General features: G+C 66.8%; 24 protein-coding genes. 10 read left to right on the forward strand and 14 right to left on the reverse strand.

What is annotated here, in order from left to right; translation table 11 throughout:
- Window positions 1-981, forward strand: a complete 981-nt coding sequence (locus RBR52_RS06850; RefSeq protein WP_320376453.1) for a branched-chain amino acid ABC transporter permease — start codon at window positions 1-3, stop codon at window positions 979-981.
- Window positions 982-1,017: 36 nt separating this feature from the next.
- On the opposite strand, the gene RBR52_RS06855 is transcribed toward RBR52_RS06850, so the two are convergent.
- Window positions 1,018-1,947 (reverse strand): histone deacetylase family protein, encoded by a 930-nt coding sequence (locus tag RBR52_RS06855; RefSeq protein ID WP_320376454.1) that lies wholly within the window; start codon window positions 1,945-1,947, stop codon window positions 1,018-1,020.
- Window positions 1,948-2,039: 92 nt separating this feature from the next.
- Here RBR52_RS06855 and RBR52_RS06860 point away from each other — a divergent pair, with 92 nt between their 5' ends.
- The 3 genes from RBR52_RS06860 to RBR52_RS06870 are packed head-to-tail and all read left to right on the forward strand — an operon-like array spanning window position 2,040 to window position 6,190.
- The gene (locus RBR52_RS06860; protein ID WP_320376455.1) at window positions 2,040-2,963 is read left to right on the forward strand and encodes a MoxR family ATPase; all 924 of its coding nucleotides are present in this window, start codon (window positions 2,040-2,042) and stop codon (window positions 2,961-2,963) included.
- Between the two features lie 33 nt (window positions 2,964-2,996).
- Complete coding sequence (locus tag RBR52_RS06865; protein WP_320376456.1) at window positions 2,997-4,115, forward strand: DUF58 domain-containing protein; 1,119 nt, start codon at window positions 2,997-2,999, stop codon at window positions 4,113-4,115.
- The gene (locus RBR52_RS06870) at window positions 4,115-6,190 is read left to right on the forward strand and encodes a DUF3488 and transglutaminase-like domain-containing protein (protein ID WP_320376511.1); all 2,076 of its coding nucleotides are present in this window, start codon (window positions 4,115-4,117) and stop codon (window positions 6,188-6,190) included. Before RBR52_RS06865 ends, RBR52_RS06870 begins: the two co-directional genes overlap by 1 nt.
- Window positions 6,191-6,282: 92 nt before the next feature.
- Here RBR52_RS06870 and rpoH read toward each other — a convergent pair whose 3' ends face one another.
- The 7 genes from rpoH to RBR52_RS06905 form a co-directional block, all read right to left on the reverse strand.
- Complete coding sequence (rpoH, locus tag RBR52_RS06875; protein ID WP_320376457.1) at window positions 6,283-7,191, reverse strand: RNA polymerase sigma factor RpoH; 909 nt, start codon at window positions 7,189-7,191, stop codon at window positions 6,283-6,285.
- A gap of 242 nt (window positions 7,192-7,433) precedes the next feature.
- Window positions 7,434-7,886, reverse strand: a complete 453-nt coding sequence (locus RBR52_RS06880; protein WP_320376458.1) for a tetratricopeptide repeat protein — start codon at window positions 7,884-7,886, stop codon at window positions 7,434-7,436.
- Window positions 7,887-8,201: 315 nt separating this feature from the next.
- The gene (locus RBR52_RS06885; RefSeq protein WP_320376459.1) at window positions 8,202-8,597 is read right to left on the reverse strand and encodes a type II toxin-antitoxin system VapC family toxin; all 396 of its coding nucleotides are present in this window, start codon (window positions 8,595-8,597) and stop codon (window positions 8,202-8,204) included.
- Window positions 8,594-8,845 carry an AbrB/MazE/SpoVT family DNA-binding domain-containing protein gene (locus RBR52_RS06890; RefSeq protein WP_320376460.1) on the reverse strand — a complete coding sequence of 84 codons (252 nt, stop codon included), beginning with the start codon at window positions 8,843-8,845 and terminating at the stop codon, window positions 8,594-8,596. Before RBR52_RS06890 ends, RBR52_RS06885 begins: the two co-directional genes overlap by 4 nt.
- 234 nt (window positions 8,846-9,079) lie before the next feature.
- Window positions 9,080-9,406: a hypothetical protein gene (locus RBR52_RS06895; protein ID WP_320376461.1), complete on the reverse strand. Its 327-nt coding sequence runs from the start codon at window positions 9,404-9,406 to the stop codon at window positions 9,080-9,082.
- 11 nt (window positions 9,407-9,417) lie between these two features.
- Complete coding sequence (locus RBR52_RS06900; protein WP_320376462.1) at window positions 9,418-9,831, reverse strand: hypothetical protein; 414 nt, start codon at window positions 9,829-9,831, stop codon at window positions 9,418-9,420.
- A 27-nt stretch (window positions 9,832-9,858) separates the two neighbouring features.
- Window positions 9,859-10,833, reverse strand: a complete 975-nt coding sequence (locus RBR52_RS06905; protein ID WP_320376463.1) for an OmpA family protein — start codon at window positions 10,831-10,833, stop codon at window positions 9,859-9,861.
- A 178-nt stretch (window positions 10,834-11,011) separates the two neighbouring features.
- On the opposite strand from RBR52_RS06905, the gene RBR52_RS06910 reads away from it, so the two are divergent.
- Window positions 11,012-11,296, forward strand: a complete 285-nt coding sequence (locus tag RBR52_RS06910; RefSeq protein WP_320376464.1) for a DUF493 domain-containing protein — start codon at window positions 11,012-11,014, stop codon at window positions 11,294-11,296.
- An 8-nt stretch (window positions 11,297-11,304) separates the two neighbouring features.
- Here RBR52_RS06910 and RBR52_RS06915 read toward each other — a convergent pair whose 3' ends face one another.
- The 6 genes from RBR52_RS06915 to RBR52_RS06940 are packed head-to-tail and all read right to left on the reverse strand — an operon-like array spanning window position 11,305 to window position 18,117.
- The gene (locus tag RBR52_RS06915) at window positions 11,305-12,771 is read right to left on the reverse strand and encodes a hypothetical protein (protein ID WP_320376465.1); all 1,467 of its coding nucleotides are present in this window, start codon (window positions 12,769-12,771) and stop codon (window positions 11,305-11,307) included.
- A complete protein-coding gene (locus RBR52_RS06920; protein ID WP_320376466.1) occupies window positions 12,768-14,561 on the reverse strand; it encodes a VWA domain-containing protein in 1,794 nt (597 codons plus the stop codon). The genes RBR52_RS06915 and RBR52_RS06920 overlap by 4 nt, the downstream gene beginning before the upstream one ends.
- On the reverse strand, window positions 14,558-15,580 hold the full coding sequence (locus RBR52_RS06925; RefSeq protein ID WP_320376467.1) for a VWA domain-containing protein: 1,023 nt from the start codon (window positions 15,578-15,580) through the stop codon (window positions 14,558-14,560). The genes RBR52_RS06920 and RBR52_RS06925 overlap by 4 nt, the downstream gene beginning before the upstream one ends.
- A complete protein-coding gene (locus RBR52_RS06930; protein WP_320376468.1) occupies window positions 15,577-16,047 on the reverse strand; it encodes a hypothetical protein in 471 nt (156 codons plus the stop codon). The genes RBR52_RS06925 and RBR52_RS06930 overlap by 4 nt, the downstream gene beginning before the upstream one ends.
- Window positions 16,044-17,039: a DUF58 domain-containing protein gene (locus RBR52_RS06935; protein WP_320376469.1), complete on the reverse strand. Its 996-nt coding sequence runs from the start codon at window positions 17,037-17,039 to the stop codon at window positions 16,044-16,046. The genes RBR52_RS06930 and RBR52_RS06935 overlap by 4 nt, the downstream gene beginning before the upstream one ends.
- Before the next feature lie 22 nt (window positions 17,040-17,061).
- The gene (locus RBR52_RS06940) at window positions 17,062-18,117 is read right to left on the reverse strand and encodes an AAA family ATPase (protein WP_320376470.1); all 1,056 of its coding nucleotides are present in this window, start codon (window positions 18,115-18,117) and stop codon (window positions 17,062-17,064) included.
- Window positions 18,118-18,239: 122 nt separating this feature from the next.
- On the opposite strand from RBR52_RS06940, the gene RBR52_RS06945 reads away from it, so the two are divergent.
- The 5 genes from RBR52_RS06945 to RBR52_RS06965 all read left to right on the forward strand — a co-directional run bounded on the left by RBR52_RS06945 (window position 18,240) and on the right by RBR52_RS06965 (window position 25,645).
- Window positions 18,240-18,911: a metalloregulator ArsR/SmtB family transcription factor gene (locus RBR52_RS06945; protein ID WP_320376471.1), complete on the forward strand. Its 672-nt coding sequence runs from the start codon at window positions 18,240-18,242 to the stop codon at window positions 18,909-18,911.
- 6 nt (window positions 18,912-18,917) lie between these two features.
- On the forward strand, window positions 18,918-20,234 hold the full coding sequence (locus tag RBR52_RS06950; protein ID WP_320376472.1) for an MFS transporter: 1,317 nt from the start codon (window positions 18,918-18,920) through the stop codon (window positions 20,232-20,234).
- A gap of 72 nt (window positions 20,235-20,306) precedes the next feature.
- Window positions 20,307-21,512 (forward strand): chromate efflux transporter, encoded by a 1,206-nt coding sequence (gene chrA, locus RBR52_RS06955; protein WP_320376473.1) that lies wholly within the window; start codon window positions 20,307-20,309, stop codon window positions 21,510-21,512.
- 111 nt (window positions 21,513-21,623) lie between these two features.
- On the forward strand, window positions 21,624-23,519 hold the full coding sequence (locus RBR52_RS06960) for a PhoX family protein (RefSeq protein ID WP_320376474.1): 1,896 nt from the start codon (window positions 21,624-21,626) through the stop codon (window positions 23,517-23,519).
- A 107-nt stretch (window positions 23,520-23,626) separates the two neighbouring features.
- Window positions 23,627-25,645, forward strand: a complete 2,019-nt coding sequence (locus tag RBR52_RS06965; RefSeq protein ID WP_320376475.1) for a hypothetical protein — start codon at window positions 23,627-23,629, stop codon at window positions 25,643-25,645.
- Window positions 25,646-25,683: the final 38 nt, after the last annotated feature.

Genomic DNA, 25,683 nt, shown 5'->3' on the forward strand with positions numbered 1-25,683 from the left:
ATGCTGCGCCAAGTCCGCCTTCCTGCCGTGGTCGTCTGGACCCTGCTCGCGCTTGCCGTCGCCGCCCCCTGGCTCGGGCTCTATCCGGTGCTCGGTATGCGCATGATGTGCTTTGCGCTGTTCGCCTGCGCCTTCAACCTGCTCGGCGGTTATGGCGGGCTGATTTCCTTCGGCCATGCCGCGCTGTTCGGCGGCGCCGGCTACATCACCGGACTGGCGCTCGCCTCCTGGGGTTGGCCGACTCCGGCCGGAATCGTCGCCGGGGTGGCCGCGGCGCTCGCCATCGGGCTGGTGATGGGGCTGCTCGCGGTGCGCCGCAGCGGCATCTATTTCTCGATGATCACCCTGGCGCTGGGGCAGATCGTCTATTTCTACTGTCTGCAGGCGAACTTCACCGGAGGCGAGGACGGGCTGCAGGGCATTCCCCGGGGAACGCTGTTCGGGCTGTCGCTGCAGTCCGACCGGGTGATGTACTACGTCGTGCTGGTCGTGTTCGCGGCGAGTTGGTGGCTGATGCGCCGGGTGGTGAACTCGCCGTTCGGCCAGATCGTCGCGGCGATCCGCGAAAACGAGCCGCGCGCCATCTCGCTCGGCTACCGCGTTAACCGCTACAAGCTCGGCATGTTCCTGCTGTCGGCCGGGTTCGCCGGGCTGGCGGGGGCGCTCAAGGCGGTGGTGATGGGGTTTGAGACGCTGACCGACGTGCACTGGAGCACCTCGGGGCTGGTCGTCCTGATGACCCTGGTCGGCGGACTGGGCACCGATCTCGGCCCCGTCCTCGGCGCGGTGCTGATCACCGTGCTCGAGGAAAAGATGGGAACCATCGCGCGCTTTCTGGTGCAGGTCACCGGAATCGGCTGGTTCCACCACCTCAGCGATTCGGTGAGCATGGTGATCGGCGCGATTTTCGTGGTGTGCGTGCTGCTGTTTCGCCGCGGCATCGTCGGCGAGCTGCGCGCGCGCCTGCAGACGGCGAGGTAGCCGCCGCGGCGTCGCACCCGGCGAACCGAAGCCGGTTCAGTCCAGCCCGGCGAGCACCCGCACGTGCTCGGCCACGCTGCGGCCCAGGGCGCTGAGGTTGTAGCCGCCTTCGAGGCAGGAGACGATGCGGCCCTCGCACTGCATCTCGGCGAAATCGACCAGTTGGCGGGTCATCCAGGCGTAGTCGGCCTCGACCAGGCCCATCTGACCCAGGTCGTCTTCGCGGTGTGCATCGAAGCCCGCGCTGATGAACAGCATCTGCGGCGCAAAGGCGCGAAGCCGCGGCAGCCACTGCTCGGCGACGATGCGGCGCACTTCGTCACCCTTGGTGTAGGCGGGCACAGGCACGTTGAGCAGATTGGGTGCCTGCACCAAGGGCGTATTGGGGTAGAACGGGTGCTGGAAAAAACTCACCATCAGCACCCGCGCGTCATCCCGAAAGATGTCCTCGGTGCCGTTACCGTGGTGGACGTCGAAATCGACGATCGCCACGCGCTCCAGTCCGCGCACATCGAGCGCATGGCGCGCGGCGATGGCGACATTGCCGAAAAAGCAGAACCCCATCGCCTGCTCGCGGGTGGCGTGGTGGCCGGGCGGACGGATGGAGCAGAAGGCGTTGCGCAGATGGCCGTCGATGACGGCATCGGTCGCGGCGATGGCGGCGCCCGCCGCGCGCAGGGCGGCCTGCCAGGTGTGCGGATTCATCATCGTGTCGGCGTCGATCCATTCGTGCCCCTGCTCGAAATCGCCGCGCTGCCGCAGGTCGGCGACATACAGCGCGGAATGCGCGCGCTCCAGCGCTTCGATCGAGGCCGGCGGCGCGTCGTCGTGACGCTCCAGCCAGGGGGCAATCTGCGCGGCGATCAGCCGATCCTCGATGGCGGCCAGGCGCTGCGGGCATTCGGGATGGTCTGCCCCCATTTCATGCAGGGTGCAGTCGGCATGGGTGTAGAAGCCGGTCGTCATGGTGTCTGTCTCCTGCGGCCTGTCCCCAGAAAAAGGCAGGAGAACGCCGCTCCCGTAGCATAGTGCGCTGCATCCATCCCGCCGCGCCGCTCGTGAAAACCCCCGCTCTGACGCCTTTGCTCGACCAGCTCGAAACCATCATCGTAGGCAAGCGCCCGCAAGTGGAACTCGCCGTGTGCTGTCTGCTCGCCGGGGGCCATCTGCTCATCGAGGATCTGCCCGGCGTGGGCAAGACCACGCTGGCGCACGCGCTGGCCGCCGCGCTGGGTCTGCAGTACGCCCGCGCGCAGTTCACCGCCGACCTCATGCCGGGCGATCTGCTGGGGGTTTCGGTGTTCGACCGTAACCGCAGCGAGTTCGTGTTTCATCCCGGCCCGGTGTTTTCGCAGGTGCTGCTGGCCGACGAGATCAACCGCGCCGGGCCCAAGGTGCAGAGCGCCCTGCTCGAAGCCATGGAAGAGCGCCAGGTGAGTGTGGACGGCCAGACGCGCCGCCTGCCCGAACCGTTTTTCGTCATCGCCACGCAAAACCCGTTCGACCAGCTCGGCACCTACGCCCTGCCCGAATCGCAGCTCGACCGCTTTCTGCTGTGCATTTCGCTGGGCTATCCCAGCCGCGCCGCCGAACGTGCGCTGCTCGAAGGGCGTGACCGGCGCGAGCTGATCGCCGCGCTGCAGCCCGTGCTGACGCCCGATCGGCTGACGGCCTTGCAACGACAGGCGCTGGCCGTGCACGCGGCGCCCGCGCTGCTCGACTATGTGCAGGAATTGCTCGCGCAGACGCGCAACGGCCGCTGGTTCGTCGAAGGCCTGAGCCCGCGCGCGGGTCTGGGTCTGCTGCGCGCCGCGCGCGCCTGGGCGCTGCTGCAGGGCCGCGACTACCTCATCCCCGACGACGTGCAGCAGGTGCTGCCCGCCGTGGCAGGGCACCGGTTGCGCACGCCCGACAGCGCCATGGTCAACCGCGTGGCCTCGCTGCAGGCGGTGCAGTCGCTGCTGGAACACGTCGCGGTATAAGGGCTGCATACCTCACACCCCCGTGCCGCGGCCATGTCGTCCTCCGCCGATTCCCTCCTGCCCCCGCCTGCAGCGAAACCCGCCCGGCGCGGCGGCTGGGCGCAGCGTTTCGACCGCTGGGCGCTGGCACGGCACCCGGCTGGCGGCAGCACGCGGCTGACGCACCGCAACGTCTACATCCTGCCCACCCGCACCGGCTGGTTCTTCGCGCTGTTGCTGCTGGTCTTGCTGGTGCTGAGCATCAATTACCAGCTCAACCTCGGCTACCTGCTGACCTTCCTGCTGGCGGGCAGCGCCATGATGGCCATGCACGTCACGCACCACAATCTGCGCGGCCTGCAGCTCACTGCGCGCATGCCAGAAGGCTTGCTGCACCAGGGCCAGAGCGCCCGCCTGGGCCTGTTGCTGCAAGGCGGCGCGCGCGACCGCTGGGGACTGGCATTGCGCCCGGCGGGTTCCCCGCCGCTGCCGCCGTCCGCCCCCCAGAAGAAAGCCCGACGCAAGGCGCCGAACCCGCCCTACCCCTGGACTTACACCGACTGCGCCCGCGACAGCGAAACTCCGCTCGCCCTGGGCTGGACGCCACCGCGCCGCGGCCTGCTGCCCTGGCCGGTACTCACCGTGGAGAGCCGATACCCGCTGGGCGTCTGGACGGCGTGGAGCCGCTGGCAACCGCAGGACGAACTGCTCGTGCTGCCCGCCGTGGAGCACCCGGCTCCGCCGCTGCCGCCCGCTCGCCCCATGCCCGGCAACGGCCCGGCGCTCGCGCGCGGCGGCGGCGAAACCGAGGGCGTGCGTGCCTGGCGCAGCGGCGACTCGATGCGCCAGGTGCTGTGGAAAAAATTCGCCCGCAGCGACGAGCTCGTCAGCCGCGACACCGCCCAGCCGCAGGCCCGCGCCGAACTCTGGCTCGACTTCGCCGCGCTGCCCACCTCGCTCGACACCGAATCCCGACTGTCGCGGCTGTGCGCCTGGGTGCTCGCAGCCGACCGCGAGGGCGTGCCCTACGGCCTGCAACTCGGCACACGGCAAATTCCGCCCGCCACCGGCGCCGCGCACCGCGTCGCCTGCCTGCGACTGCTGGCGCTGCACCCCGGACCCTTGCTGCAGCCCAGATCCAGCATCCGGGCCACTGCACAAGCCAGGACGTGATGCAGACGAGCCCCGGCCAGAGACTGTTCGACCGCTGGAGCCACGGCGCCCGAACCCTGCCGCGCGACGCGCGCGACACCCTGTTCCTGCTCGGCGTGTCGCTGCTGCTGATGCTGCCGCTGTTCATCCACCTGCCGGGGTGGACGAGCGCGCTGGTGCTCGGTCTGCTGGCCTGGCGCGCGGCGCTGGCCTGGCGCGGCGCACCGCTGCCCGGGCGCAGCGTGCTGGTGCTCATTCTGCTGTTCTCCATCGTCATCACCCTGTGGGAGTTTCACACCGTGCTGGGGCGCGACGCCGGGGTCACCCTGCTGTGCGTGCTGCTCGCGCTCAAGACGCTGGAAATGCGCTCGCGCCGCGATGCTCACGTGCTGTTTTTCCTCGGCTTTTTCACCATCGCCTCCAACTTTCTGTTCTCGCAATCGCTGGGCACGGCCCTGGTCATGGTGCTCGCCACCTGGGGCATGCTGGCTGCGCTGGTCAATGCCAATCTGCCCGCCGGACGGCCGCCGCTGCGCCAGTCGCTGCTCACCGCGCTGAGGATGATGGTGCTGGGCGCACCGGCGATGGTGGTGCTGTTCATGGTGTTTCCGCGCATCAGCGCGCCGCTGTGGGCCCTGCCGCAAAGCAGCGACAAGGCCATCACCGGGCTTTCGGCCAGCATGTCGCCGGGACAGATCGCCGAACTGGCGCGCGACGACTCGGTGGCGTTTCGCGTGGTGTTCCACGGCCCGCGCCCGCCCGACCGCGAGCTTTACTGGCGCGGCCCGGTGCTCGGCGTATTCGCGGGCGGCGTCTGGCGCCCCGACCCGCGCCAGCGCGACCATGCCAGCCTCACCCCGCCCGCCGATCTGCAACTCACCGGCCCGCGCGTGCGTTACACCGTCACCCTGCAGCCCACGCAGCAGACCTTCGTGTTTGCGCTCGACGCGCCGGTGGCCGCGCCGAAGATCGAGGGCTATATGGTGCAGTGGCTGCCCGACCTGCAACTCGTCACCGGCCGCCCGCTCGACCATCTCTCGCGCTACACCGTCGAATCGGCGCCGCAGTTCCGCTATGGCCCCACGCAACTCACCCCCGCGCTGCGCGCCGACGAAGCCCTGCCCGCGGGTTTCGACCCGCGCAGCGTGGCATTGGGCCGGCAACTGGCCGCGCAGGCCAGAGCCGCCGGACAAGGCGGCGCCTTCGTCGCGCAGGCGCTGCTGCAGAGGTTTCGCACCCAGCCCTTTCGCTACACCCTCAACCCCGGCACCTACGGCCTGCGCGACGGCGTGGATCAATTCCTGTTCGACCGCCGCGCCGGTTTCTGCGAGCACTATGCGCAGGCTTTTGTCGTGGTGATGCGGGCTGCGGGCATCCCCGCGCGCATCGTCACCGGCTACCAGGGCGGTCGCTTCAACCCGGTGGACGACACCTGGGTGGTGCGGCAGAGCGATGCCCACGCCTGGGCGGAATACTGGCTGCCCGAACGCGGCTGGGTGCGCGCCGATCCCACCGCCGCCGTCGACCCGGCGCGCATCGACCGCAGCGGCGCAACCCTGGCCGCGCGCGAGCCCCTGCTGGGCATGGCGGCGCTGGGCACGCGCGACACCGCCTGGCTGCTGCAACTGCGCAACCAGTGGGACGCGCTGAACAACACCTGGAACCAATGGGTGCTGAACTACGGCAGCAACCGCCAGCAGGATCTGCTGCGCAAGCTCGGTCTGCAGCAGCCCGACATGGCGACTCTCGCCGCCCTGGCCATCGCCGCCCTGCTCGTGGCCACCGCCCTGGGCGGCGCATTTCTGGCACTGGAGCGCCGCAGGCGCGACCCCTGGACGCAGACCTACGCCCTGCTGCGCGGCAAGCTGGAGCAAGCCGGCATCGACAGCGAGGCCTCCACACCGCCGCGCACCCTGGCAGAGCGGCTTGAGCACGTCGGTGCGCAAAGCGACACTCTCTCGCCTGCCGCGCAACAAACCGCCGTGTCACTGTTGTTGCAACTCGAACACTGGCGCTACGCCCCAGTGCCCAACACCGCGCAGCGCAAAACCCAATGGTCCGCCATCAGAAAGGCCGTGCGCCGCTGGCGAGCGTAGCGCCGCCAGACCCAAAACTGGCACAGCCCGGCGATACTTGCGAAACCCGTCTTTCGACGGGCTTTGCGCTGCGGCCTTCAGGGTCTTTGCAATCAGGCAAATTCAGCCAGCGATTTGCGCATTTTCTTCATCGCCGCCACCTCGATCTGGCGGATGCGCTCGGCCGACACGCCGTATTCGGCGGCCAGTTCGTGCAGGGTCTTGCCGCCGCTGCCGTCGTCGTTGACCTGCAGCCAGCGCTGCTCGACGATGGCGCGGCTGCGCGCATCGAGCTGTTCCAGCGCACTCTCCAGCCCTTCGACCTGCAGCCGGTCGTGACTGCGCGCTTCGAGCACGGCCACCGGCTCCTGCGTGGTATCGGCCAGATAGGCAATGGGCGCGTAATTCTCTTCGCCGTCTTCCACCGTGGGATCGAGCGCGATGTCGGCGCCGCCCATGCGGCTTTCCATCTCGATCACATCTTCGCGCTTGACGCTCAGCGCCTGCGCCATGTCGTCGATCTGCGCCTCGTTCATGCCGGCGTTGGCCGTTTTCATCGAGCGCAAGTTGAAAAACAGCTTGCGCTGCGCCTTGGTGGTGGCCACCTTGACCAGCCGCCAGTTGCGCAGGATGTATTCGTGAATCTCGGCCTTGATCCAGTGCAGGGCGTAGCTCACCAGCCGCACGCCATGCGCCGGGTCGAAGCGCTTGACCGCCTTCATCAGGCCGATATTGCCCTCTTGAATGAGGTCGGCATGCGGCAGACCGTAGCCCAGATATTGCCGCGCCGTGGACACCACCAGCCGCAGATGCGAGAGCACCAGCTTGCCCGCCGCCTCTTTGTCGCCGTGCTCGCGCCAACTCCGCGCCAGACGCACCTCTTCCTCCGCGCTGAGCATGGGCAGGCGGTTGACTGCGCTGATATAGGCGTCGAGATTGCCCAGACTGGGCAAGGTGAGCGCAAACGCACCATCGACCTGCGCCGGGCGCAGGGCAAGTGCGGCAGACTGGGTATGGGTCATGGATCGAATCCTCCTGTTTGTCGCTGATATTAGCACTCGCTGATAGAGAGTGCTAAATGCCAATAGTTCCCGGTGGGGTGGGGCGGAAATCCATTTTCCGCACACGGGATGGGGATTTGATGACGACAGCTTGCATGAGGCTTCTTCGGGCAAACTTTGTTGCAGCGATCGCCCCGAATCCAGCTTGGGTCAGGCAAAACAGGCACAAACTCGCGTGCCGGGCAGAGCCTCGTTCAGCAGGCTCAAGCCTTCGGCGGCTGGCGCCGGTTGCGCATCACGCCGAAGACCAGATAGCCCGAAATCAGCACGAACAGCCCCGCCAGCGCCGCCTGCCCGTAACCTGCCAACCCGGACGGGTTCTTCCACTGGTGCTTGAGCACCTCGTTGGCCAGCGCCTGCACCTGATCCTGCGGCCCGAAGCGCAACGTCGGATCGAGACGGCGCGCCCGTTCCAGCTCCTGCTCGGCCAGCGGCCACTTGCCCTCGGCGGCCAGTAGCCGCGCATCCAGATAATGCGCCTGCGCCGAATGCGGCTGATCCGCCAGCACCTGCGCGATGACATGATCGGCCTGCGTCAGATGACCCGCCTCCAGCAAGGCCGACGCCTGCTCCAAGGTCGCCGCCTGCGCCACGCCCAAGGCCAGCAGGAAAGCCACGAAAAAGGCGATGAGGTGTTTGGAGCGCAGGGTCTGCATGGTGCGGCAAGAAGGAGGAACCGAGCAAGAAATTAGCGACAGGCCTTCAGGCCTGTCGGTCCAATGTGTTTTGTAAGGGGTTTGCATCCCCCGCCAAAACGGTCACCGAAACCTCGGCCTTCAGGCCGAGGTCTGCGGCTCCCACCGCCCTGAAGGGCGGGGTTTCAAACCGAAGTCAGTTCTACGATGAAATCTGCACCTTACTACAGCAAGCAGCAGAAGAGGCGGGTCAACGGCCGTGCGTTGCATCTGGTTTCGAGTGACTTCGGCCGGATGCTACTGAGCCAAATCTGACCCATCGACTGAAGCACCAAGTCACAAAAGCCGAGTCGACAGCCCTTGATCAGCAAGAAGCGCCACCGCCTTCTTGTCGAAGGAAACGAAAGATTCCCCGCCCAGCCAACGGCCCTCGTAGGCAATCACGCCATCGGCAAAATCCCCGCCCGCGTCGAGCATCAGCAGGCCTGACTCTACGGCAGGCCGGTTCACTTCCACGTTCGCCGCTGCAAGTAGCGCGCGGATTGCGCTGGCCGCGTCGGCTGGCTGGAAGGAATAGACCCGCAGTAGCACCCAAACGAATTCACAAAGGCAAGGCAACGCCACCGCGATCAGTTCGGCCTCGGCCAAGACCATGGCGGCAATGTCCCCTTGTGCGGGATCGTCGCGCACCACAGCCCTCACAAGCACATTGGTATCTACCGCGACCTTCATTTCCTGTCGGCCCATCCTTGCGCCGCCGCCTCGTTGATCTCTTCGATGCTGGCGACCTTTTGCGACCTGCCGGAGAGCAGGCCGATGAAGCCGGATATCGTCCCAGCGGGCCGCGCGGCCTTGAGCAGACCTCTGCCGTCTGGCAGCAAGTCCAGTTCGATCTTGTCGCCTGGCCTGATGCCGAGGTGTTGCAGGACCTCCTTCCGAAAAGTCACTTGTCCCCGTGCGGTCACAGTCAATGTGGTCATGGCGCTGCTCCTTGCAATCATTTCATCATGGGTTGGCGCCTTATAGAGTAAGGGAGTATTGCCTTACTTTCAAGGCTGAGACGCTGCGCAATGGTCGACAAGGCCTGTGGCCTTGTGTCGCGCCTGTGCACAAAGTGCAAAGGGGTCAGACAGCTTCGATGCGCTTGCTACAAAGCTAGACCTGACCCCGTCGACGCATGTGACCCCGTCGACGCATGACCCCGTCGACGCAAATTAATTCTTGATCACTTTGCCACCCAGAGCATCGCATACCATGCCGAGCATCGAAGCGTCCTTGTAATAGATGGAATCGACAAAGACCTTCTTGCCCATGTACTCCATGGGCGCATGACGGCAGGTGGGTGCTTTTTGTTTGCAGGATTGCTCCGACCATTTTCCACCGATATTCGCGCAATTGGATTGGGTGGCCTCATGCAGACCTGCGGGCAGATCGAGGTAGTTGGTGCAAACACCGGCCTCTGTATCGTCGCAGGATGGCTGACTCGCCCAGACTGTGGGTGCGAGCGTCAAGCAGGCAGTGAAAGTTAAAAGTTTATACATGGCGCTTGTCCTTATTGGCTGGTTGATGTGGATATCCAGATGCCGTTTTGCACGGATTCGCACATCTCTTTTTGGTGTTCCTGCAAGGATTTGACATTGGGTGGCGGGAAGGGTGGCTTGCTGGGTGCGGCATAAAAATACTCCGCGACGGCACCGGGTTTCTTGCCGCGACAGACCCCGTAATGACCTGTCGGGCAGGTTTTGTTCTTTTCGACGCGGTAATCCTTGGCATTGAAAAAGGTTTTTTTGCGGCGTTCGCATCGCGCTTCCAGTGCGGACAAATTGCTGCCCTCGTAGCACTCGATTTCCTTGCTGCCCCCGACCTCGATATTGACAATGCAGGCATTCATCGGCTCGACGGCCCAAGCAGATACACTGACCAGCAGACTACCGACGAATAAGGCTGACAAAGCGTAGTTTTTCATTTTCAATATCCTGTTTGCAAAGCAGTTTTATTTCACGACCACCAGTTCGACGCGGCGGTTTTTCGCATGGTCGGCTTCGGTTGCGCCCTTGGCCGCCAGCTGGCTGCTGCCCAAGCCTTGGGTACTCAGGCGATCGGCCGCAATGCCGCTGGTGACGAGTATGGTTTTGACGGACTCGGCGCGCGCCTCTGAGAGCTTCTGGTTGTGTTCGGCGTTGCCTTGGGCGTCGGTATGGCCGTCGATGCGCACCTTCATGTTTTTATTTTTACGCAAGGCTTCGGCAGCATCTGCTAATAGACGCAGACCATCTGGGCGAACCGTACTCTGATCGAGGTCGAAAGTAACGGGTAGGGCGACTTTACCCTCCTTGACCAAGGACTGACCGATGCTGGAGGCGTCCAGTTTGGCGGTGGCTTCGAAGGGTTTGGTCTCGACGACAAAGAAACTCACCATGGGTTCTTTATTCCCATGGGTGTAGCCAACCATACTCAGCAGGCCAAAACCTTTTTCCTTGCCCTTGACTTTGAGGGTGGCTTTCCAACTTGCCAGATAGAAATCCATTTTATTGTCGTATCTGACAAAGGGGCGTTCCCAGCCTTTGACAATATCCAGATTGATCGCCATGTAGCCGCGATTATCCTTTGTACACTGTGCATTTTCACAAGCATAGATTTGCTCGAAGCCCGCTTGGGCAAGCGCGTGTTCCACTTCGCGCCGTTCCTTAAGCACCGTGCCCTCCTTGCCAGCAGAGAAACGCCCAGCCCAAACCTTGCCTTGAAGGTTTTCAGCCTGATCAGGCGCCCAGTTTTTAGCGGGATCCATAGGGGCAGTCGGCAATGCCAATCGTTCATAAGAAAAGGATTGACTTTTTACCAGCTCCCAGCTTGCCGCCTTTGGAACAGGCACCCAGGCCGGAACCACGTCTGCTGCATGGGCCGTGGCAGTGAAGAATACGAGGAGAATCGCCGCAAGGCAGTTGAGAGTGTGGGTCAATAGGCGCATGATTTGCACTCCTTTACATGAAACCATTCGGTTCATATCGTAATATTTCGTCATGAATTCTTCGTGACGCCTCTCGTGTTTGGGTGACGCGGCCCCATGAAACGCCGTTACGAGTCCCCCACGGGGCCGGACGGGTCGCAGGATAATGAGCGGCTGCGCCTACCTTCACCGAACCGCCATGAACCCAATCTCCACCCCGCCCGGCGATGACAGCCTGATCAGTTATCCGACCGATTTCCCCATCAAGATCATGGGGGCCAATGTGGACGGTCTGGCCGATGCCATCGCCGCCGTGGTGCTGCAGCATGCGCCGGACTTCGATCCGGCCACGATGGAACTGCGCCCTTCCAGCGGGCGCAACTATCTGAGCTGCACCTGCACCATCCGCGCCACCAGCCGCGCGCAGCTCGACGATCTGTACCGCGCGCTCACCCGTCATCCGATGGTGAAGGTGGTGCTGTAGCGGCTGAATCAATCCCGCTGCCGCCTTGTCGCCAGCGAGGCGTGTAGGGCGCGGCGCAGTGCGGTGAAGTCGGGCTCTGTGCGCTGTCCGTAAAGGTGGTTTTGCAGACGCTCGGCGAGGGTGTGCAGGGGATTCTCGGGCGGCGGAGAAGCAGCGGCCAGCCATTGCGCCAGGGTGTCGGCCGGCGGCAGACGGCGACGTGGCGGCAGCGCCAGCCAGGCTTGCCTGAGCGCGGCGGCATCGGCGGCGCGTTGCACGGCTTGCAGGGCGCGGCGCTCGCGCCGGACGCGGCAAAGCAGGCAAAGGGTCGCGCGCAGGCCGAACAGCAGGGCGAGCAGCGCCACGGCTCCGCCCAGGCCGATGGCGAGATGCAGCGGGCGGGGATCGACCACGGTGAGCAACGGCGGCGTCCAGCTCGTGGCGGCGGGCAGTTCGCTGCGGGGGTCGAAATAGTCCAGCCGCAGCGCGGAGGCTTGCAAGCGGCCTGCGGTTTGCGGACGCAGGTAGAGGTCGATGTCCCAGGCGTCTTCCGTGTCGGCGCTCGGGCTTGCAGCGCGGCTCACCTGCACCCCGGCGGGGCCGAACGATGCGGGCAGCGCGGCGCTCCAACGGTTGGCCAGGCGCAGCACTTGCGCCCGGTCGAGGCCGGGGGACGCCAGGCGCAGCCGCCATGCGGTGGTTTCGCCCAAGGGCAGGTTGGCCGGTGCCGAAAGCACCTGCACCCGTGGCGCGCCAATCAGTCCATCCGCGGGCCACCACTGCGGCAGGGCGCGCGCGGCAAAACGCAGCGGCGGTGGGGCGTAGATGCGCAGACTGCCGAAGGCGTGCGCGCGCAGCAGGCCGAAATCGACGTTCACTTCGCCCGCCTGCAAGGGCAGCACGCGCCAGGCGAACACCTGCACGAGCTGCGGCGCGCCGTCGATGACTTCGGTGCGAACGGTGTCGGACAGCGGCGAGAGCTGTGCCTGCGCGCTGCGCGGCCGCGGTGCGCTCCACGCCAGATTGCCGCCGCCGATCGCCCACAGTTCCACGCGCAAGGGCTGCAGTGCGTAGGGCCCCGCGGGCTCCATGCGGGTGCGCCATTGCAGCGGGGTTTCACCAGCGGCGGCCGGGATCACGTTCAGCGTCTGCGCCGGGCAGCGCGCGCTGCCGAGTTGCACGGCCGGCAGCGGCAGGGGCCCGCTGCGCAGGGGGTAGAGGGTGAGGGTGGCGGTCTGTTCGCTGCGCCCGCCGGTGCTGCCGCTGGCGCCCTGCTGGTCGGTGAGCAGCCAGTCGGGGGCGAACTGCGCGGCGGTGAACGCGGGCAGGGGTGCGGCGGCGTCGCGGGCGGTGAGCGTCCAGTGCAGCGGGTGGCCGAGCACGGCAGCAAAGGGCTCGGCGCGGCAATGCAAGTTGGCCTGCGCGGCGGCGGGGCGTGCGGCTGCGACCAGGACGAGGCCCAGAACCAGCGCAGCGAAAGCCCGGGCCAGCCTCATCGCCCGCCCTCCTGCGCTGCAGCGCGGGTGTCGATGGCGGCGCGCTGGGCGAGCAGTTCGCCGCTGGCGTCGCGCAGGAGTTGCATGCGCTTGGAGGCGCCAGCCCAGTCGAGCACGGGCGGCTGCCAGGATGCGGCGGTGGCGGAGGCGATCCCCTTGGCGGTGGCGAGCCGCCCGCCGGGCGAAAGCGACGCGGCCTGTTGCAGCGGCGCCGAGGCCTGCGGCGGCGGTTTGTGGCGCAGTTGCGAAGGCGTGTTCGAACCTTGCTGGCCGAAGCGCGAGTGGTGGATGGGCGGGGCGCGCTTGGCAATGCCCACCAGATAGTCCGGCGGATGCTCGATTTCATACTGCCTCTGCGCCAGCCGGGCATTGCGCAGGGCGTCGGCATCGCCGGGGCGGATGCGCAGCGCGGCGTCGAAGGCCTGCACCGCCTCCAGCGTGCGTCCGGGCTGGTGCAGGCTGGCATCGCCCAGGTTGTAGAACGCGGCAAAGCGCTGCTGCGCGGTGTCGGCCTGCAGCAGGGCGCGGTGAAACGCCTGCGCCGCGACCTGATATTGCCGCAGCCGGTACGCCGCCGCGCCCTCGCCCATGCGTGCGCCGTAGCCGGGCAAGGCGGCATACAGCGTCTGCGCACGGGCGAAGTCGCCGTGCTGCCACGCCTGCCAGGCGGCGTGTTCGGCGCGCAGATCGTCCAGCCGCGAAACCAACGGCGGCTGCTGCGCCTGCGCAGGCGGTGAAAGCGGCAGACCGAGCACCAGCGCCAAGCCCAGCAGAGCCACGGCGGGCGGCAAGCGGCGCGGGCGCTCGCGCCAGAACAGCAGCATCAGCGCGGGCAGCAAGAACAAGCCGTAAAGCTCGCGCCAGGCGGTGACCTTCTCCAGCCGGTCCGCCCTGCCCGCAGGCAAGCGGGCAATGCCTTGGGCGTAGACCGTGTTCCAGGAATCGGGGCCGGTCTGCCCTGCGGCCACGGCAGCAAAACCGCCGCCGCTGGACTGGGCGACGGCGCGCAGCAAGGCGGCGCTCTCATGGGGCAGACCCGGCAGGGCGAGGACGAACAGCGGCAGCCGGGCGTGGCGCAAAGCCCGGCCGGTGGCGCTGGCGTCGAAGTCTGCAGACACCGGAACGCCTGCGCCGGCCAGCAACAGCACGGCGCCGCGCTCGCCGTCGGCCTGTTGTTGCAGACGCTCTCGCGCCAGCGCGAGCAGTCCGGGCAGCGCGGTGGAAGCGGCCGCGTCGGCGAACACCTCCGGGCGGGCCTGCAGCGCGGCATGGGCGAACAGCGCAGGGTCGTCGGTGGGCGGCAGCAATTGCGCGGCACCCGCAGGCCCGCCCGGGCGCGCCGCGCCATAGGCGATCAGCCCGAGCCGTTCGCCGCGCAGTTGCGGCCACAGCGCGGCCAGCAGCAGGCGCTGTTGCTCCAGCGGCGTGATGGGCGCTGCGCTCGGCGCGACGGCGCGGGCGTCGGCGTCGATCAGCACCATCACGGCGATGCGGTGCAGGCCGCCTGCGGCCCCGTCGCTCATGGGCTGGCGCGGCCCGGCAGCAGCAGCGGCGAGCAGCGCCCACAGCAGCAGATCCCCAGCCAGCGCGCGCCTGCGGCGCTGCGGCGAAGGCAGGCGGGTGGCGAAAGGCAGCAGCGCGGCGTCGGCATAGGCCAGCGCTCTGGCACGTCCGCTGCGGGCACGCCAGAGCCGCAGCGCCGCCAGCAGCAACGGCACCGCCAGCAGGGCAAAGGCCCAGGGACGCGCCCAGAACCAGGGCTGAGTCCAGAGAGCCTCCCATGTGTTCATCGACGCCTCCCCATCCCGATGCCCCACTCGGTCAAGCTGGCCAGCAACCACAATCCCGCCCCGACGAGCAGCGGCCAGATAAACAGCGGCTGCACCGCGCGGCGCGTGGGCGGGGGATGCAGCCGAGGGTTGAGCGCGCCGATGTCGCGCACCGCCGCCTGCTGCGCCCCGGCGCTGGCGGCGAAGTAGAACCGCCCGCCGGTGGCCTGGGCGATGAGGCGCAGATCGGGCTGCGGCCCGGCGTAGGCGGGCACGGTGTAGGGGTGGCCGGGGTCGGGGGACGTGCCGACCTCCACCGTATAGATGCGCACGCCCAGATGCCGCGCCAGCGCCACGGCGTCGGCGGGACTGATCTGGCCGACATTGCTCACCCCGCCGTCGGTGTAGAGGATGAGGATAGGTTTGAGACTGAGCTGTTGGCGCACCTGCCGCAGCGCCAGCGCGATGGCGTCGCCCAGCGCGGTGTCGGGGCCGAGCTGGCCCACGGCGAGCAACCCGGCCATCTGCCCCGCGGCGCGGGCATCGAAGGTGGGCGGCAGCAGGGTGGCGGCATGGCTGCCGAAGGCCACCTGGGCGAAGCGGTCCCCGGTCCGCGCCCGGGCGAAGTCGGCAAAAACGCGCTGCGCCACGGCCAGCCGCGAGGCGGGCTTGCCGCCCCAGGTGAGGTCGCGCAGGCTCATGGTGAGCGAGGTGTCGAGCAGCACCACAATGTCGCGGCCTTCGGGGGCGGCGGCGATCCACGCGCCCAGGCGCTGCGGCTGCGCCAGCGCGAGCACCAGGGCCAGCAGCGCCAGGGCGCGCAGCACGGGCGCCAGCCTCGGCTTTGAGCGCGGCGGCGCAGCCTGCAGCAGGCCGAGCAGATCGGGGTGCAGCAGTTCCGGCGCGGGCATCGCCTCGTCTGGCCGCGCCCGCCGCGCCGTCAACAGCGGCAGCGCCGCCAGCGGCAAGAGCAGCAGAGCCAGCGGCTGCGCCCATTGCAGTGCGGCCAGGCTCGAAGTGAGGTCGGCCCAGGCGGTCATCGCTGTGCTGAGGCGTTTCGCAAACCGCGCTCGAAGGCTGTTTGCGCCCGCGTGCGGCTCAGCCAGGCCGCGCGCAAGGCATGTGTGGCGGCGAATTCGAGTCTTTGCGCCGTTGCATGCAACAGGCTCGCGGTTTCGGCGGATTCATGGGCGAAGCGCAGCCTGTCGAAGTCCACGCGCAGGGAGGGCGGCCAATCGGCTTCGGGCCAGAACACACGCAGTTGCGCCGCCAGTTGCACAGCCGTTTGCGACGCAGGCAAGTCGCCACCCTGCGCCGCTCGCGCCTGCGCCCGCAGCCGTCGCCACGCCCGGCCCCGCATCCACGCCAGCCCCATCCCCACGCACACCGCCAGCACCACGGCCAGCCCCAGCCAAAGCTGCGGCGCCTGCCACCACGGCGCGGGCGGCAGCGGGGCTGGCGGCAGCGGCGGGAGGATGTCGGCGAGCGCGGCAAGACGATCCATCATGCCCCCGCAACGCGCAGCGCCCGCAGCACGGCGGCATCGTCCCGATCGACTCCGGCGTCGATGCAGCGCAGTCCGCGTGTGCGCCAGCGCGCCAGCATGGCTTCTCGCCGCCGCGCGGCGCGCCGGGCAAACGCGGCGCGGGCGGCGGCGGCGGGCAGCGCGCCGGATTGATGATGCGCCAGATCGACGAACGTCGCGCCGTCCAGCGTTGCGGCGTCGGGCAGACTGACTTCGACCGGGTCGGCCACGCGCAGCAGCACGACCTCGGCGCGGCTGCGCAACGCCCAGAGCGCGGCGTCGATGTCGGGGGCGTCCCAGCCCGCGCCGTCGCTGGCGAGCAGCACCCGCGCGCCTTCGGGCAGGGTGCGCGCCAGGCGCTGCGCCCAGGCGGCGAAAACCGCAGATTCCGCCTCGCTCGATGCGAGCTGGATGTCGGCGGGCGGCGCGATGCGCTCCTGCTGCAAACGCAGCGCCAGACGCTGCACCGCGATCAGCCCGCGCCCGAGTTCCACGCAGCGCACCGGCCCGCGCCACAGGCTCAGGCCCACGGCGCCTGCTGCGCCTTCGGCGGCGAGCGCCTGCGCGGCGCAGGCCAGCAGCAGCATGCGCGCGGCCTGCTCGGCCTTGGTGCGCCCGCGCGTGCCAAAGCCCATGCCGGCCCGCAGATCGAGCAGCAGATGCAGCGCCGGGGCGTGCTCCTCGCGGTGCAACTTCACATACGGCCTGCCGGTGCGCGCCAGCAGCCGCCAGTGCAGATCGCGCAGATCGTCGCCGGGCTGATAGACGCGGCTTTCGGCATAGTCCGCCCCGCGGCCCAGCCAGCGGGCCGGACTATCGCCCGCCGCGCGCTGCGCCACTGGCTGAGCTGCCAGGGCCAGCCGCAGGCCGCGCGCCGGGGCGATCAGCGCCGCGGCGTCCGCCTGCGTCAACAGGGGACGCGAACCCTGCGGCGCGCGGGGGTCTTGCGCTGCGTTCCGCCACATTGCAGACATCGCTTTCACCCCATCCCCGCGATCAAGGCCAGACGGTGGCGGCGAGCAGGTCGGCGATCAGCGCATCGCTGCTCACCGCGCGCAGCCCGGCGTCGAGCGAAAGCACGATGCGGTGGCGCAGCACGTCGGGCGCCAGCGCGATGACATCGTCGGGCAGCACGAAGTCGCGCCCGCGCAGATAAGCCAGCGCCCGCGCCGCATGTGCCAACGCCAGCACCGCGCGCGGCGACGCGCCCGCAGCGACCACGCCTTCCATGTCGGGCAGGCTCACTGGACTACCCTCCGGTCGCTGCGCAACCACCTCCCCGAGGGAGGAGGAGCGCCCCCTTCGGGCGGCCGTGCGGAGGAGCTCCTGCGGCGCGCGGGTGGCGCGCACCAGATCGACGATGGCGCGCTGCAGACTCTCGGCCACATGCACCTGCAGCACCTCCTGACGCGCCGCGAGCACCGAAGGCACATCCACCGGCTGCGCCGCGCCGCCGCTCAGTTGACGCGCCGGGTCGCTCGCCTGCAGATGCATTTGCAGGATGCGCAGTTCCTCGTCGGCTGCGGGATAGTCCAGCCGCACGTGCAGCAAAAAGCGGTCGAGCTGGGCTTCGGGCAGGGCGTAGGTGCCGGCCTGCTCCAGCGGATTCTGCGTGGCCAGCACCAGAAACAGCGGCGGCAGCGCGTAACTCACGCCGCCCACGGTGATCTGCCGCTCCTGCATGGCCTCCAGCAAGGCCGACTGCACCTTGGCCGGGGCGCGGTTGATCTCGTCGGCCAGCACGATGTCGTGAAACAGCGGCCCACGCACGAAGCGCACCGAGCCGTCGGCCGGGTTGAACACCTCGGTGCCGGTGAGATCGCCCGGCAGCAGGTCGGGGGTGAACTGCACCCGCTGGAAACTGGCATGCACCCGGCTGGCGAGTGCCTTGACCGCGGTGGTCTTGGCCAGACCGGGCAGGCCTTCGAGCAGCAGATGGCCGCCGGTGAGCAGGCCGATGACCAGCCGGTCGAGCAGCGCCATCTGGCCGACGATGTCGGCGCTGAGTTGCTCGCGCAGGGCGGCGACTTCGGTCTGGTGCGGGTAGGTCATCGTGTGGAGGGAATGGAGCGAGTGCGTATGCGCATGAATTGATCTTAGAAGCGATGCTGCCAAGGTCGCAGCGGAAATTACCCTGATGGACAAACATTCGTGCGTTCGTTAGACTGTTTTCCATGAACTCCCGTGAACTCAAGAATCATCTGTACGAACAAGTTGCCCGCATCGGCGCGGCCGTGTCCAGCCCCAAGCGCCTGGAGCTGCTGGAAATTCTGGCGCAGGGCGAAAAGCCGGTGGAGGCGCTCTCGCGCGAGGCCGCCATCGACATCAAGCTCGCCAGCGCGCATCTGCGCGTGCTCAAGACCGCGCAACTGGTGCAGGTACGGCAAGACGGCAAGAGCCGCATCTATCGCTTGAGCGGGCCGGACGTCGCCGCGCTGTGGGTGGCGCTGCGCAGCGTGGCCGAGGCGCACGTCGCCGATCTGCAGGTAGTGATGCAGCGGCTGTTTTCCGGGCCGGAACGCCTCACGCTGGAAAGCAGCCGCAGCCTGCTGGCCAAGGTGCGCAAGGGCGAGGCGGTGCTGATCGATGTGCGCCCCGAGGCCGAATACCGCACCGCGCACCTGCCCGAGGCGTGTTCGCTGCCGCTGTCCGAATTGGAGGCGCGGCTGCGCGAACTGCCGCGCGACAAGGATATCGTCGCCTACTGCCGCGGCCCGTTCTGCGTGATGTCCGACGCCGCGGTGAAGCTGCTGGTGCAGCGCGGCTTTCGCGCCAGCAAGATCGCCGAGGGCGTGCCGGAATGGCAGGCCGCCGGGCTGCCGCTGGAGCAGGACGACCCCGCCTGACTCGTCATGCGCATCTCACCCGCGCCGCCCAGCGCAGAACTGCATCTGCAGGGCATCGGCATCAATCTGCACCAGTTCATCTGGCAGGCGGTGCAGGTGAGCTTCGTCGGCCTGGTGATCGGCATGGAGCGCAATGTGCTGCCGGTGGTGGCGGGGCAGGATTTCGGCGTGCCCAAGTCGTCCTTCCTCTACCTGATGAGCTTTGTCATCTCCTTCGGGCTGGTGAAGGGCGCGCTCAATTTCGTCGCCGGGCGGCTGTCCGAGCGCATCGGGCGCAAGCCGGTGCTGGTGATGGGCTGGGTGGCGGCCATCCCCATCCCGCTGCTGATCTACTTTGCGCCGAACTGGTGGTGGGTGGTGGCGGCCAATCTGTTTCTCGGCATCAACCAGGGCTTCGCCTGGAGCATGACCGTCACCAGCAAGGTGGACATCACCCGCGCCGAGCAACGGGGGCTGGCCACCGGCATCAACGAGTTCGCGGGTTATGCAGCGGTGGGGCTGGCGGGCATCGTCACCGGCTACCTGGCCTCGCTATACGGCCCGCGCCCCGCCCTGCTCGGCTTCGCCCTGGTGGTGATTGCCGCCGGACTCGGCACCGCATTGCTGTTCGTGCGCGAAACCCTGCCGTGGGCGCGCGCCGAAAGCAAACGTCATGCCGACGGCAAGCACCAGGGACTGAAGCCGAGATTCGCCGAAGGCTTGCCGGCGCATCCGTCCTCGTTGCAGGTGTTCGCCTTCGTGTCGTTTCACCACCCGACATTTTCGGCGCTGTGCCAGGCCGGGGTGGCGAACAAGGTGGCCGACACCCTGCTGTGGGTGCTGTTTCCGCTGTATCTGCACGGCCACGGGCTGGACGTGGTCGACATCGGCTGGGTCACCGGGGTCTATGGCCTGAGCTGGGGCGCGTCTCAACTGTGGACCGGGCCGCTGTCTGACCACATCGGCCGCAAACCGACCATCGTCGCCGGGCTGTGGCTGCTGGCGGCGGGCGTCGTGGCGGTCACGCTGGTGACGGGAATGGCCGCCTGGCTCGCCGCCGCCGTGGCGATGGGCGTGGGCATGGCGCTGCTCTATCCCAATCTGATCGCCGCGGTGGCCGACATCTCGCACCCGAACTGGCGCAGTTCGTCGCTGGGCACCTACCGCTACTGGCGCGACACCGGCTATGCCCTGGGCGCGCTGGTGCTGGGCACGATCGCGCAGGCCGCCGGGCTGATCGCCCCGGCGTTCTGGTTCACCGCGGCGCTGCTGGCGGCGTCGGGGCTGTGGGTGCTGCTGCGCTCGCAGGAAACGCATCCGCGGCTCGCCTCGTCGATGGCGTAACGGCCGCAAGGCGACACCGCCACGTTGCGTTCATAGAATCGGCAGCCTCTGCAGGACAGCTCGAAAACCCCGATGTCCCAATCGACCACGCCATCCCCGCAAGACCACCCCGGCCTCATCTTCGTCATTTTTCTGCGTCTGGGACTCACCGCATTCGGCGGGCCGATCGCCCACCTCGAATACTTCCGGCGCGAATTCGTCGAGCGGCGCGGCTGGCTCTCAGTGCAGGCTTATGGCGACCTGGTCGCGCTGTGCCAGTTCCTGCCCGGCCCGGCGAGTTCGCAAACCGGCATCGGCCTGGGACTGATGCGCGGCGGCTTGCGCGGCGCTTTCGCCGCCTGGCTGGGATTCACCCTGCCCTCGGCACTGGCGATGACCGCGTTCGCGCTGCTGCTCACGCATGTCGGAGGGCTGGCGCAGGGTGGCTGGCTGCATGGCCTCAAGCTGGTGGCCGTTGCAGTGGTGGCGCAGGCGCTGTGGGGCATGGGCCGCAGCCTCTGCCCCGACCGCGAGCGCGCCAGTCTGGCCGTGGCCGCCGCGGTGCTGGCGGCGCTGGCCCCCGGCGTGACCGGCCAACTGGCGGTCATCGCCCTCGGTGCGGTGGCTGGGCGCTGGCTGTTGCGCGCTCCGCCTCAGGCAGTGCATGAGGCACTGCGGGCGCCCTTGTCGCGGCGTGCGGCGGTCGTTCTGCTTGCGATCTTTGGCCTGCTGCTGATCGGACTGCCCGCGCTGGCCGCGGCGCTGCATCAACCCGCGCTCGCACTGTTTTCCGGTTTCTACCAATCCGGCGCCCTGGTTTTCGGCGGCGGCCATGTGGTGCTGCCGCTGCTGCAGGCGCAAGTCGTGCCCGCAGGCATGGACAACTCCACCTTCCTCGCAGGCTACGGCGCGGCGCAGGCGGTACCCGGGCCACTGTTCACCTTCGCCGCGTTTCTAGGAGCCGCAGCGCACAACGGGCCGGGCGGCTGGCTGGGCGCCGGTGTGGCACTCGTCGGCATTTTTCTTCCGGGATTTCTTCTGGTGACCGGCGCCCTGCCCCTGTGGGCAGGCCTGCGCCGCCACCCCGCGATGCGCAGCGCCCTGATGGGCATCAACGCCGCCGTCGTCGGCCTGCTGCTGGCTGCGTTCTACAACCCGGTGTGGACGACAGCCATCCACACCCCGCGCGACTTTGCCCTGGCCGTTGCCGCGCTGTTGCTGCTGCAAGTCTGGAAGGTTCCGCCGTGGGCGGTGGTGCTGCTCGGGGCGGGGGTCGCCGGCGTCCTGGCTGTGGCCTGATCGTTGCCTGCCGCAGGTCGACCCGTTCCATCTATGTGACTATATGTAACAACAGTGACATAAACCCTACCTAGGATTCCCGTGTTTTGCAAATACCTCCAGGGAGCCCCCATGAACAAGCGTTTTCTCGCCCTATTTCCGCTGACTGCCATCGCTGCGGCCACTGGTCTTGCCCTCGCCGGTTGCGGCGGCAGCAGCGATGGCGACGTCGCCGTCAAGCCCATCGCCAGCGTGGCGTTCACCGACACACCTGCCCCGGCTGCCAGCGATGTGGCCAAAATGTCCCAAACCCACACCACCTCTATCGCCAAGGTGACCTACACAGACGGCAGCACCAAGGACTTCCCGCTGTCCTACAACACCCTGTTCAGCGTCAACCAGACCGGCGTGGGCGGCAACAAGAACCCTTCGGGCCAGCTCTACGACTACCAAATGAACCCGCTGATGGATCCCTACGGCAAGCCTCTGGTGGCCGAGACGCCGGATGCCAACAGTCTGCTCAATGTCGACGGCAACCTGTGGCTGGTGACGCATTTCGAATACGACTGGATTCTTTCCGACGGGGTTCAGGCCTACAAAACTGCGGGCTGGTACAGCCGTGCGCCCATGAGCATGACGCTTTCCGGCATCGGCCAGGACAAGGGCACCGGCAAACTCAGCGTTTCCAGCCAAAGACCGATCGACTTTTCTTCGGTCAACGGCATCTGGATCCCCTGTTTCGGCTCACAGACCCCGTGGAACACCCACCTGGGCTCCGAAGAAGACTACGACCTGATCTTCAACCCGCTGACCAAGGATTACGCGGATACCAGCGCCGGCGTGAAGGCCATGACCGAGCTGTATTTCAAGAACACCCAGACCGCCAACCCCTATAACTACGGCTGGATTCCCGAAGTGACCGTGGCCAAGGATGGCAGCACCAAGGTCGTCAAGCACTATGCCATGGGTCGCGGCACCTGGGAAATGGCCAAGGTCATGCCTGACAGGCGCACGGTCTACCTGGGTGACGACGGCACCAATGTGCAACTGACCCTGTTCGTTGCCGACGCCGAGGGCAACCTCGACGCCGGCAACCTCTACACGGCCAAGTGGACACAGGTGTCCGATCAGAATGGCGGTCGTGGCGATCTGACCTGGCTCCACCTGGGCCATGCCACCAGCGCCGAAATCCGCAAACTGATCGACGATGGCGTGACCTTCGACAAGATTTGGGATGCCGTTGCCTTTGACACCACCACCAAGACCTGCCCCGCCGGCTACAAGCACATCCGCGCAGGCTCCAGCGCCGACGAATGCATCAAGCTCAATCCCGGCATGGAGCAAGCGGCGGCCTTTCTCGAAACCCGTCGCTACACCGCCTGGCTGGGCGGCACCACCGAGTTCAACAAGATGGAAGGCGTGGCGGTCAACGCCAGAGACAACAAGCTCTACCTGGCGATCTCCTATCTCGACAAGGGCATGACCACGGTCACCGGAGCCCCGGTCGATCACATTCATCTGCCCAAAATCAATGCCGGCGCCACCTTCACCTTGGACATGAAGGGCGGCCAGAAAGACACCGACGGCAATGCCATCAACTCCAACCATGTCGCCGTCAATATGTATGTCGAGCCGATGCTGCTGGGCAAGGACATCCCTCTGGATGCCAAGGGCAACACCGCCGATGAAAACCGCATCGCCAATACCGACAACATCTTTTTCTCCGAGGGCATGCGCACCCTGTTCGTGGGTGAAGACTCCGGCACCCACGTCAACAACTATGTGTGGGCCTACAACGTCGACACCCAGAAGCTCAGCCGCATCCTGAGTTCCACCGCGGGCGCCGAAAACACCGGCCTGCAGGTTGTGGACAACATGAACGGCTTTGCCTACATCATGAGCAACAACCAGCACTGGGGAGACTTGCCCAGCACCGTGCCGGCTGCTCTCAAAACTCAACTGGCCGCCAAGATCGATAGGTTCTACGCCCCGGTCGGCTATATCGGCGGGCTGCCGGCCATCAAGTAAACAGGCGGGCGCTGCGCGTCAGCGCTGGATGGCCGGATCACACCAGTGACCGGCCATTTTTGACTCTGTGCGCGGGATACGTCGTTTCGGTCGCGGAGTGACAAAACATGAAAACCACTTTCATCCCCATGCTGGCGGCCCTGGGTATCGCCTTAGGTTCTCTGGCCTGTCTTCAGGGCTGTGGAGGCTCATCCAGCGCTTCCCCGGCCTCTTCCTCGTCGTCGGGGTCGATCAGCCCTGTGGCCTTGCACGGCGAGTATGTCTCCTCGCTGACATTTACCAACCCGTATGCGCATATCCCGGCGCAGTGCTACATCGAGACGTCCAACGGCACGCAGAACGCCTGCCAGTTCTGCCATACCAATGGCTTGTACGACATCAAGCTCGGCAACAACCTGCCGCAGGCAGGCGCCGAGGAACGACTGGGGAATCTGCAGTTGGACTACAGCTTCGCCCCCTTCACTCAACAGGCGCCACTGGCCACTGTCAACCGCTGGGAAAACACCCTCGCCCCGGAAAAATTGCTGGAAACCGTGACCCTGCTCGGACTGAACCCCGCGCAATGGGATATGCGCAGCTATATACGCCAGGACAACTGGAGCGCCGCCTTTGCCCAGAGACCGGGCGACCCGAAACACTGGGATGGCCAGAGCGACACGCCGTTTCGCCTGTTCCCCGCACTGGCCCCCGACGACCTGCCCGCACAGGCCGACGGATTCGTGCGCACGGCCAGCGAAAAACGCGGCTTTTTTCAAGACGGCCAGGGCTGGAACACCGGCTGGCGCGCGGTGAATTTCATGCCTTACGGTATTTTCAGCCCGATGACCGGATCGGTCTCCGGCATTTACATCCGCCTGCCTGCCCTCTTCATGCAGGATGAAAACGGCTCCTTCAATCCCGACATCTACAAGCAAAACCTCGACCTGGTCGAACGCGCCATTCAGGATCGCCTGCGTCCAGAAGATGGGAGCCATTACGTCGGTCAGGCGAAATCCGTGCCGCTTTACCGAGGTGAATACCCCGTCGGCACCGAGTTTGCCCACCCGCTGCACTATGTGGATGTCGCCGCCGACGGCTCCAACCCCGCGGTCAGCCGCTTCCCGGGCACGCGCGCGCAGCGTGTGAAGGAAATCCGCTATATGTACAAGTGGAAGGAGTTCCATCATCAGGACTTCCGCCCCGGCGACAAGGAGGAAGGGCTGCCGGTGTACGGCAACAGCGCCCAGGGCTGGGTGGACAACGGCGTCGGCTGGTATCTGGCCGGGTTCATCGAAGACAGGAACGGCACGCTGCGCCCGCAGAACATCGAAGAATTGACGCAGTGCATCGGCTGCCACAGCGGCGTGTTCAACAGCGAAGCCGGCAACAGCTTCACCTCGGGCACCGGCAACACGGTGGACAGCACCTGGGCCCTGCCGCGCAAATTCCCCGGCGCCGCCGGCTGGGGCGAGATGAACTACCTCGGCTACAAGGCCAAGGCCGGATTCAGCCCGGATGAAACCCCCGGCCGCGCCGCCATGGGCGATCCGCTCAACCGTTACGCCAACAAGGGCGAACTGCGCTATTTCCTCGACAACGTGGTCGGAGCCAGCCTGTATGGCGACATGCCGCCCTCCATCGAGCGCTTCCTCGCCCAAACCATCCGCAAGGACCGCGGCTATGCCAGCGACTGGCCGGCCATCGACACCTCCAGCCCGCAAGCCTTCAACGCTTCGCAAAAATTGCGTCTGAGCCTGATGCGCAGCATGACCGCACGCGGCGACTACCTCGATACCGACAAAACGGTGCAGGGCGCGCTGCTCTACCCGCCCGAGCGGGATGCATTGGCCGCCGCAGCCCGTTACCGCCAGGTCGTGGTGACCCAGCGCTACGCCTGGGGCAAAGACGTGTTCCCGCAAACGCCCATCAATTTCCGCTATCTGCGCGAGGCAAAAGATGTCTTCACGCATGCGGATGGAAGCGCCTATGCCCTGGGCGACATCATCACCGACCGCGCCGTCGACTTGGAAAGCCCGGCCAAAGACACCTTCCGTGTCGGCAACGTCCCTACGCTGATCGACGAAAACAAATCCTTCGCCGACGGCGGAACCTACAACCCTGCCTATATCCCGCTGCTGGGCCCATAAACCGGCAGCTCAGGCACATTGCCCGAAGGCACGGGCCA

Origin of the sequence: Thiomonas sp. (genome assembly GCF_034007205.1) — a bacterium.
Lineage (GTDB): Bacteria > Pseudomonadota > Gammaproteobacteria > Burkholderiales > Burkholderiaceae_C > Thiomonas.

Excerpts from the sequence above, each read along its gene's own strand:
- RBR52_RS06850 (WP_320376453.1), top strand. The coding sequence starts at position 1 with ATGCTGCGCCAAGTCCGCCTTCCTGCCGTGGTCGTCTGGACCCTGCTC.
- RBR52_RS06855 (WP_320376454.1), bottom strand. The coding sequence starts at position 1,947 with ATGACGACCGGCTTCTACACCCATGCCGACTGCACCCTGCATGAAATG.
- RBR52_RS06865 (WP_320376456.1), top strand. The coding sequence starts at position 2,997 with ATGTCGTCCTCCGCCGATTCCCTCCTGCCCCCGCCTGCAGCGAAACCC.
- RBR52_RS06870 (WP_320376511.1), top strand. The coding sequence starts at position 4,115 with ATGCAGACGAGCCCCGGCCAGAGACTGTTCGACCGCTGGAGCCACGGC.
- rpoH (WP_320376457.1), bottom strand. The coding sequence starts at position 7,191 with ATGACCCATACCCAGTCTGCCGCACTTGCCCTGCGCCCGGCGCAGGTC.
- RBR52_RS06880 (WP_320376458.1), bottom strand. The coding sequence starts at position 7,886 with ATGCAGACCCTGCGCTCCAAACACCTCATCGCCTTTTTCGTGGCTTTC.
- RBR52_RS06885 (WP_320376459.1), bottom strand. The coding sequence starts at position 8,597 with ATGAAGGTCGCGGTAGATACCAATGTGCTTGTGAGGGCTGTGGTGCGC.
- RBR52_RS06890 (WP_320376460.1), bottom strand. The coding sequence starts at position 8,845 with ATGACCACATTGACTGTGACCGCACGGGGACAAGTGACTTTTCGGAAG.
- RBR52_RS06895 (WP_320376461.1), bottom strand. The coding sequence starts at position 9,406 with ATGTATAAACTTTTAACTTTCACTGCCTGCTTGACGCTCGCACCCACA.
- RBR52_RS06900 (WP_320376462.1), bottom strand. The coding sequence starts at position 9,831 with ATGAAAAACTACGCTTTGTCAGCCTTATTCGTCGGTAGTCTGCTGGTC.
- RBR52_RS06905 (WP_320376463.1), bottom strand. The coding sequence starts at position 10,833 with ATGCGCCTATTGACCCACACTCTCAACTGCCTTGCGGCGATTCTCCTC.
- RBR52_RS06910 (WP_320376464.1), top strand. The coding sequence starts at position 11,012 with ATGAACCCAATCTCCACCCCGCCCGGCGATGACAGCCTGATCAGTTAT.
- RBR52_RS06915 (WP_320376465.1), bottom strand. The coding sequence starts at position 12,771 with ATGAGGCTGGCCCGGGCTTTCGCTGCGCTGGTTCTGGGCCTCGTCCTG.
- RBR52_RS06920 (WP_320376466.1), bottom strand. The coding sequence starts at position 14,561 with ATGAACACATGGGAGGCTCTCTGGACTCAGCCCTGGTTCTGGGCGCGT.
- RBR52_RS06925 (WP_320376467.1), bottom strand. The coding sequence starts at position 15,580 with ATGACCGCCTGGGCCGACCTCACTTCGAGCCTGGCCGCACTGCAATGG.
- RBR52_RS06930 (WP_320376468.1), bottom strand. The coding sequence starts at position 16,047 with ATGATGGATCGTCTTGCCGCGCTCGCCGACATCCTCCCGCCGCTGCCG.
- RBR52_RS06935 (WP_320376469.1), bottom strand. The coding sequence starts at position 17,039 with ATGTCTGCAATGTGGCGGAACGCAGCGCAAGACCCCCGCGCGCCGCAG.
- RBR52_RS06940 (WP_320376470.1), bottom strand. The coding sequence starts at position 18,117 with ATGACCTACCCGCACCAGACCGAAGTCGCCGCCCTGCGCGAGCAACTC.
- RBR52_RS06945 (WP_320376471.1), top strand. The coding sequence starts at position 18,240 with ATGAACTCCCGTGAACTCAAGAATCATCTGTACGAACAAGTTGCCCGC.
- RBR52_RS06950 (WP_320376472.1), top strand. The coding sequence starts at position 18,918 with ATGCGCATCTCACCCGCGCCGCCCAGCGCAGAACTGCATCTGCAGGGC.
- chrA (WP_320376473.1), top strand. The coding sequence starts at position 20,307 with ATGTCCCAATCGACCACGCCATCCCCGCAAGACCACCCCGGCCTCATC.
- RBR52_RS06960 (WP_320376474.1), top strand. The coding sequence starts at position 21,624 with ATGAACAAGCGTTTTCTCGCCCTATTTCCGCTGACTGCCATCGCTGCG.
- RBR52_RS06965 (WP_320376475.1), top strand. The coding sequence starts at position 23,627 with ATGAAAACCACTTTCATCCCCATGCTGGCGGCCCTGGGTATCGCCTTA.